5 protein-coding genes are annotated in these 7,457 nt (G+C 30.9%); 1 reads left to right on the top strand and 4 read right to left on the bottom strand.

The features are described from left to right. On the top strand, positions 1-206 hold a 206-nt coding region (locus tag N4A42_RS07680; RefSeq protein WP_294072310.1), incomplete at its 5' end, for a T9SS sorting signal type C domain-containing protein. A gap of 60 nt (positions 207-266) precedes the next feature. On the opposite strand, the gene N4A42_RS07675 is transcribed toward N4A42_RS07680, so the two are convergent. The 4 genes from N4A42_RS07675 to gdhA all read right to left on the bottom strand — a co-directional run bounded on the left by N4A42_RS07675 (position 267) and on the right by gdhA (position 7,301). After that, complete coding sequence (locus tag N4A42_RS07675; RefSeq protein ID WP_294072307.1) at positions 267-2,702, bottom strand: TonB-dependent siderophore receptor; 2,436 nt, start codon at positions 2,700-2,702, stop codon at positions 267-269. A gap of 24 nt (positions 2,703-2,726) precedes the next feature. After that, positions 2,727-3,446 (bottom strand): DNA repair protein RecO, encoded by a 720-nt coding sequence (gene recO, locus N4A42_RS07670; protein WP_294072304.1) that lies wholly within the window; start codon positions 3,444-3,446, stop codon positions 2,727-2,729. A 3-nt stretch (positions 3,447-3,449) separates the two neighbouring features. Beyond that, entirely contained in the window at positions 3,450-5,837 is a 2,388-nt protein-coding gene (locus N4A42_RS07665) for an ABC transporter substrate-binding protein (protein WP_294072301.1), read from the bottom strand. Between the two features lie 120 nt (positions 5,838-5,957). After that, a complete protein-coding gene (gene gdhA, locus N4A42_RS07660) occupies positions 5,958-7,301 on the bottom strand; it encodes an NADP-specific glutamate dehydrogenase (RefSeq protein WP_294072298.1) in 1,344 nt (447 codons plus the stop codon). Positions 7,302-7,457 lie beyond the last annotated feature (156 nt).

Raw genomic sequence — 7,457 nt, 5'->3', positions numbered from 1 at the left:
GTGATGTTAAAATAAAAATCACTGAACCTCATACTATAGAAAAAGTTGAAATTTTAGACATCTTAGGAAGACAGATATATAACCTTAAAGGAAATAATTCAGTGGAAACATATAACTTATCTAAGCTTAGTAAAGCTGCTTATATCGCTAAAGTAACCTTATCTAATGGGCAAGTTATTAGTAAAAAAGCTATTAAACAGAAGTAAGCTTAAGTTCTTAAAAATGAACATAAAAAAAAGGTCTCATTGAAATGAAACCTTTTGTTTTTAAAAAGAATACTTTAAAGCTAAAATTAAATTTCTACCTGCTGCTGAAATACCTGAAGAATATGGTCTGTAGCGCTGATCTGTAATATTCTCTAAACTTGCGGTTAAGGTAATTTTATCATTCCAGTAATACTGGGCTCTAAAGTTAAATGTATACCAAGAAGGCGAGTAAGGATTTCCTTCAGAATCTAATGCATATAAATAATCTTTAGACAATTCTGCAGGTGCTAATTGACTAAAAGACAACTCGTTATTATAAATTAAAAATGTATCTAAGAGTAACTTATTTTTTTTCCAGATAAGATGTGTTCTACCAAAATTTGGTGCAACATGTCTTACAGGTACTTCTACTCCATCATTATCTTCGGTGCCACCAATAACATTATACTGAGATCGTAATTTAAAAGTGTTAGAAAAATTAATTTCTGCTCCTATTTCAAAACCATAAATCCATGCTTTAGATGCATTTTGAATAGCTTGTACTGTGCTTAACTCACCATCATAAACAATTTCGGTTTCACCATTTAATTCAAAATCTCTTCGTATTAAAGCATTATCTAAAAAAGTATAATATGTTGCCATATCAAATACAACCTTATTATCAAAATTCAGTTTTAAACCCAATTCACCACCATAAGCATATTCAGCTTTTAGATTATCATTTGGTACTACAACAGAACCTGGTTCGGAATCAAACACCTTACCTATATCGTCAATATTTGGTGCTCTAAATGCTGTTGAAGCATTTAGCTTCCATTGAATCATATTACTTGGAGACCATGTGATACCAGCTGTTCCGGTTAGTGCTCCTGTATTAATTTTAGCATCATTAAAAGGAAGATTTAAAAATGTATTATTCTCAGTAAAATCTGCTTCTGCTATAACCTGATTATACCTTAAACCCGATTGAAAAACAAACTTAGAATTAGGCCTGTATTTAAGACTAGTATATGCTGCAAAAGATTGCCAAGTAGCTCCGTGAGGATAGCGTGTTATATTTTGAATGCTTGTATTCGTATCTATATTTTCTTCTCTTCCTTTAGATCCTATAGTATTATATAAATACTCTAATCCATAAAATATTTTTGTTTTTTGGTTAAGTTTCTTTTCTAAATCTAAATTAAAAGAAATTGCATCAACATTCTCTTCTCTGACATCTCTTATAGGCGATTGAAAATCTCTATTTTTTCTGCTTTCTTGGAAGTTTTGATAAGCTGCTGTAGCTTGTATTTTATCATATAAGTTAGAGCTACTACTGGTTTTGGTTACCTGAAAATTCCCCATAAACCATTGCTGAGGACCATACTCCCATTCTGCCGAACGAAGTATTTCGCCTCTTGGCCTTATTAATCTATCATATCTTGGGTAATCTGAAGTAGTTGTAAAATATAAACCAAAATCGAAATTAAGATTATCGGAAGGTTCAAAACGCACTTTCTGCATTAGATTAATTTGACTATAAGCCGTTGGTTTTTGAATTTCAGGATTATTATTCTCTACTATAACATCTTCACCGTTTTGCCTTATCACGTATTCAGATCTTAAATATTCATCCGGACCATGGCTTCCCATCCTTAAATCATCAAAATCTGTGTAACTTACATTGGTTAAAAAAGCCCATTTTCTATAACCAAGATTTAAATCAAAATGCCCTGTTTTTTCTGTGTTAGCACTAGCATATCTTACAAAAGTATTTCCATGTAACAATAACTCATCTTTATAAGACAGTTGCGGTTTTTTAGTATAAAAACTCATTACTCCACCAATGGCATCACTACCATATACAGCAGAACCTGCACCTAAGGTAACTTCGGTGCTTTGTATTGATAGTGGGTCTATGGATATTACATTTTGCAAATTACCACCTCTAAAAATGGCATTGTTCATCCTTACTCCATCAACTGTAATAAGCAAACGATTAGTTGAAAAGCCTCGTATCATAGGACTTCCACCACCCATTTGGCTTTTTTGTATAAACACGTTACCTGAATTATCTAACAAATCTGCACTTGTTTGTGGATTGGCTAAATCTATATCCTTAGAATTTATACTTACAATAGACTGAGGAATATCTCGCTTACTTTGCTCAAATTTAGAAACCGAAATTACTATTTGATTTAACCCTTCTACTTTGGGTGTTAAATAAACGACCTGATTATTTTCTGTAATTTCAAACTTTCTAATCTGTAATTTTTCATATAAAAGACTTTGAAAGTATATTATTTCGCGATCATTAAACTTGTCTAATTTGGCTTTACCATCTATATCTGTTACAACATATTTAGTTTTCTTTAAATTGTATAAGGCAACACCAGAAATTGGCACTTTGTCGCCTTTTTCTAAAACAGTAATGGTCTGACTAAACGATACTTGTAAAAAAAGAAACAAAACAACACTAAAAATGATATTATTCTTCTCTTTTATGCACATCTTCATTAAAATCTTTTCGTGAAAAACAGCTTAATGAAACACTTCATTAAGTACTTGTAATGATTTTGGTTTTTTAAAACCATCCAAATGTAATTCAAAATAATGCAATAACATATTTAAAAACTCTTGTCTTTGTTTTGCATTTATTTTTATAGAATGTAAAGCATCAAAATTTATGCCCAATAAGCGTTTTAGCAATGTTAAATTATTACCTGAGATAGAATAAATTCCATTATCTGAATCTTGAAAAACACCAGATTGAAGATTAAAATAAGGGTAATCCATATTAAGATGCTCTGGTTGAATACCTAAATAGCGCGTTAACTTTAATAAAAATAATAAATGAAAATTTGAATAGTTATCCTCACTATCTAAATATTGCAAGGCTGTTTCCAAATAGTTATAAAGCGCTTCATTTTTCTCCTCTTCTCTCAATACATTTGCTAGAATCTCTGATAAAAATAATGCTATTGCTCCTTTATAAATATTTGTATGAATACTTTTATATATAACATTAAACTTAACTTCTTTAATACCCTGAAGCGTTCTATTGGGCTTAAAATTTTCTTCGAGTTGTAATTGCGATAAAACCTGAAAGTACACTATCTTTTTATACCCTTTCTTAGTTTTAAAAACACCCCTCAAAATATAACTAACAACCCCTCTTTGTTGTGTATAGCATTTTATAATAAGGTCGTTATCCTTATATTTTAATTTTGAAAGAACAATGCTATTATTTTTTGAAAGCATTTTTTATCGCACTATAAGAACTTTGAGCACCTTAGTTTCAAAAGAATCTAAATCTGAAATCATCACAAGATAAACTCCTGTCCGCACTACAGAATTCCCTAGGTTTTTTCCATTCCATATCGCTGTACCACCATCTATAGCAAAATTATAATTAGCACTAGCAGATCTTAAATTAATATTAGATTGTGCCTCTGCTACTAAATTACCTTCAATATCAGTAATCTTTATATTAACGTTTTCTGTAAGACCACTTATTTTTACTCCTTTGTTAACATCATTAAGGTCATTAAATCCAAGTAAGTCATACTCTGGTCTAACCGGATTTGGGTAAACAAAAGCATTATCTAATGTTTCTTCTGTTTTAGAACCTCCAGCTCTAAAAGAAAGCATTCCTTTTGTTGTTGCTATATATACTATTCCGTTATTTTGGTCTATAGAAATGTCTGAAATTCTATTAGAAGGTAAAGGTGAATTATCTTTTGTAAAGTGATAGATTGTATTTTGCCCATCTGGTGAAAAATAGAAAACTCCAGCATCTACAGTTCCGACCCACTTATTATTAGAACCATCTGCTTCAATATCTGATATGGTTTGTCCTTCTAATAATTCTCTTGGAATACCATCTTCTAAAATAATTATAGATCCTAAGGTTGGATTTGGATCTTCAAAAAAACCAGAAGTGTTATATAAAACTCTTAATCCTGAAAAAGTCCCAACCCAAAGTTGATTCCTATTATCTATCTCTAATGCAGTTACTCTTGGAAAAGGGAGGTTTTGTTCTTCAGATGTAACATTTTTTAAAGGATTTGATAAGCTTTCGTTATAAGCATAAAGCCCATTAGAGTAACCTCCAATCCATTTAGTACCATTATCATCTATAGCAATATCAAAAAAACCAAACTCATCAAGCAGTGAGTTTTCTATAATTGAAGAAAAATCGTACCCTTGCCAACTTCCTGTATTTGGGTTATATGATTTTAAAGGGTTTGGTGCTCTAGCTGTAAGACTCCATAATACACCATCTCTATCAAAAGTAGATGCTGAAACCCTAACGCTTATAGCGTTTGGTGCTCCGGGAACAACCAAAGATTGTAAACCACTATTATCTTGATTATATAATATTGTAGGTTCAAAATCATTAATTTCTAAAATTCCATTATGAAATGAACTTACAAAAATCTGATTAGGGTTAAATGGATTAACAGATATCTCCGATAAATTACGTGCGCCTAAAACATTTTCAAAAGGGATACTTTCCCATACATCATTATTAAAATAACTTAGACCTCTTGCTCTTAAAGGCGATGGATTAAGAGACTCTGTATAATCACCAAAACTTGCCCAAACGGTTTCTGAATCTGTATTTAGTCTATAAACTTCATTTAACAAAGGTCCGTTAGGTTTTATTTCTGTATATGCAAACCCATCAGAAGTTAATGTTTGTAACACCCCAAAATCTTGAGAACCTATATAAATAAAATTATTTAACTGAGTTGCAGAAGTAAAGCTAGTATTAAAATCATCATTAGTCGAAAAACTATTAATTAACTGTGCATCTTGGTTATATATAGAAACACTATTATTCATAGATACAATTAAATTATTGCTACTCACCTCTGTATCTAAAGGCAACGTACTTAAAACAAATAATTGTGTAAAACTTGTGTTGGTTATTTCGTAAAAGGCTCTATTAAGTCTTATAGCATAGGCTTGATTATCTAGAGTATTTATATTAACAAAATTACCACTAATAACGGTTTGCCATTGAGAGAAATCTATTAGGTTTGGATTATTCAGATCTGCTTTCTTGAGGCCATTATTACTAGAGCAAGCTACAAAAATTTCATTATTTAAAACAGTTACTTGGTTCACTATAATTTGTGCTCCACCATTACCTAAAAAGTAGGTATCACCAAATTCTAATCCTTCTAAATCATATACAGAAACTCCATAATCTGTTGAAATATAAATTAAACCTTCATATTCATAAAAATGATTTATAGATTTATTTGTAGGAGTAATATTTTCCTTTTCTAAAATATCTACAACTGATAAAACAGAATCATCAGTTTCAGAGTAAACCTCAATCAATCCTGTTTCATAACCAATAATTAAATATTGAAAATCTATACTATAATGAATGGTTGTAATTTGCTCACCTGACAACCCTTCAACAGTTGTAATCGTTTTTAACTCGTCTGTTACGATATTATATTCAAATACAGCGTTTTGAGCAGCAGCATAAATTTTATCATTCCCACTTACAACATCTACGATATCATTATAAGAAAAATGAGCTTGCCATAATGTAGAAAAGTCTTGAGAGTGAGTTTTATTTAAAATGATAAAGGCTAAAAAAAAGAGTAAAACCTTGTAGATCGCTTTGTTCATTACAATTTGTTTTATCAAATATATTAATAGTAACGATAATACACCATTAATAATATACTAACGCAATAAAAAAAGCCTTCATAAAGAAATGAAGGCTCATTTTTTTTAAAAACAAGTTTTTTATACAATACCTTGAGCTAACATAGCATCTGCTACTTTTACAAAACCTGCAATGTTTGCTCCTGTGATATAATCTATTGATCCATCTTCTTCCTTACCATACTTAACACAAGAATCATGAATATCTTCCATGATATCTTTTAATCTTGCATCAACCTCTTCTCTTGTCCAACTTAATCGTAAAGAGTTTTGGCTCATTTCTAAACCAGAAGTAGCAACACCACCAGCATTAGAAGCTTTTCCTGGAGCAAATAATATTTTTGCTTTTTGGAACTCATGAATTGCTTCTGGTGTAGAAGGCATGTTTGCACCTTCAGACACACAAATACATCCATTATCAACTAGAGTTTTTGCCTCTTCACCATTTAACTCATTTTGAGTTGCACATGGTAATGCTATATCGCATTTTACAGACCAAGGTCTTTCACCTTTAAAGTATTTAGCATTAGGATATTTATCTGCATATTCACTAATTCTACCACGCTTATTATTCTTAAGATCCATCACAAAGCTTAATTTCTCTGTATCAATGCCATCTTCATCAAGAATATATCCACCTGAATCAGAAAATGTTAAAACTTTAGCACCTAATTCTATGGCTTTCTCAGCTGCATATTGTGCTACATTACCAGAACCAGAAATAACTACATTTTTCCCTTTAAATGAGTCACCTTTAGTTTTTAACATGTTTTCTGCGAAGTATACATTACCATATCCTGTTGCTTCTGGTCTAATTAAAGAACCACCCCAAGACTGTCCTTTTCCTGTTAAAACACCTGTAAACTCATTTCTTAATTTCTTATACATACCAAACATAAAACCTATTTCTCTTCCACCTACTCCAATATCACCTGCTGGCACATCTGTATTTGGTCCAATATGTCTAAATAACTCACCCATAAAAGCATGACAAAAACGCATGATTTCATTATCAGATTTTCCTTTAGGGTCAAAATCTGATCCACCTTTACCACCTCCCATAGGAAGAGTTGTTAAACTATTTTTAAATACCTGTTCAAAAGCTAAAAACTTAAGAATACTAGCATTTACCGTTGGGTGAAAACGTAATCCACCTTTGTAAGGTCCAATAGCAGAGTTCATTTGCACTCTATAACCTCTGTTTACTTGTATTTCACCTGAGTCATCTACCCAACTTACTCTAAAAGAAATTAAGCGCTCAGGCTCTACCATTCTTAAAAGAATATTTTTACCGTTATAGATGTCATGCTTCGCAATATATGGAATTACTGTTTCTGCTACTTCTTGAACAGCTTGTAAAAATTCTGGCTCATGACCATTACGTTTTTTTACAAGATCTAAAAAAGCTTCTATTTTATCTTTCATATAAAAAATTATTAAGAAATTGTGATTTATAGTTCGCAAAGATACATTATCTTATAAAAATAATATCTTATTTTTTTGTATTCTCATTTATTTTTTAAATATTTTTGAGTATCGAAATAAAATTCTTCTCCCTAAAAGAAAATGCGTTTTGTCTGT

The sequence above is a fragment of the Winogradskyella sp. genome (assembly GCF_025210595.1).
GTDB lineage: Bacteria > Bacteroidota > Bacteroidia > Flavobacteriales > Flavobacteriaceae > Winogradskyella.
Note: the sequence above shows the minus strand (reverse complement) of the source record. Positions and strands in the feature narration are given on the sequence as shown.